Source organism: Paractinoplanes toevensis (genome assembly GCF_018332695.1).
GTDB lineage: Bacteria > Actinomycetota > Actinomycetes > Mycobacteriales > Micromonosporaceae > Actinoplanes > Actinoplanes toevensis.
Genome location: NZ_BOQN01000265.1, coordinates 1 through 1,146 on the forward strand (window position 1 = coordinate 1; position 1,146 = coordinate 1,146).

Genomic DNA, 1,146 nt, shown 5'->3' on the forward strand with positions numbered 1-1,146 from the left:
TAACCACCACGGTCACCCTGGGGCCGGTCGCTACGGAACCCGCCACGGTCGCCCTGCGGACGGTCGCCGCCACGGAAACCGCCACGGTCGCCCTGGGGTCGGTCGCTACGGAACCCGCCGCGGTCGCCCTGCGGACGGTCGCCACCGCGGAACCCTCCCCGGTCGCCGCCACCCTGGTAGCCACCACGGTCGCCCTGCGGACGGTCACTACGGAACCCGCCCCGGTCACCCTGCGGACGGTCACCGCCACGGAAACCACCACGGTCACCCTGCGGACGGTCGCCGCCACGGAAACCACCACGGTCACCCTGCGGACGGTCGCCGCCGCGGAAGCCGCCCCGGTCACCGCCACCCTGGTAGCCGCCCCGGTCGCCTTGCGGCCGGCCCTGATAGCCGCCCCGGTCGCCCTGCGGACGGTCACTACGGAACCCGCCACGGTCACCCTGCGGACGGTCGCCACCCCGATAACCACCACGGTCACCCTGCGGACGGTCGCCACCGCGGAAACCGCCGCGGTCGCCGCCACCCTGGTAACCACCACGGTCACCCTGGGGACGGTCGCTACGGAAGCCACCACGGTCGCCCTGCGGACGGTCACTACGGAACCCGCCACGGTCACCCTGCGGACGGTCGCCACCCCGATAACCACCACGGTCACCCTGGGGACGGTCACCGCCACGGAAGCCGCCCCGGTCACCCTGGGGACGGTCGCCACCGCGGTAACCACCGCGGTCGCCGCCACCCTGGTAACCACCGCGGTCGCCCTGCGGACGGTCACCGCCACGGAAGCCGCCGCGGTCACCGCCGCCCTGGTAACCACCACGGTCGCCTTGCGGCCGGCCCTGATAGCCGCCCCGGTCGCCCTGCGGGCGGTCTCGGTAGCCGCCGCGATCGCCGGAGGACCGACCACCACGGGAGGACGAGTCTCCGTCCCTGCTTCGGCCTGCGCCGCGCTCGTCATCGCGGTCGCGGGAGCCGCCGTCCTGCGGTCCAGTACTCACGGATCAATCCTTCCGGTTCGGCGGCCCAGACAGGCGGGCTTCGCCTCGACACTCAAAGTTACTCAGGGCCATACGCAAAAACGCAAACGAGGGCCGACCCCTGCCGGGGTGGCCCTCGTCTGTCACGTTGAGTCCGGCGGCGTCC

1 protein-coding gene is annotated in these 1,146 nt (G+C 73.2%); it reads left to right on the forward strand.

Annotated elements, in window-relative coordinates; genetic code table 11:
• Positions 1-1,146 (forward strand): hypothetical protein (locus tag Ato02nite_RS52790; RefSeq protein WP_213013989.1); only part of this gene is annotated, 1,146 nt, incomplete at both ends.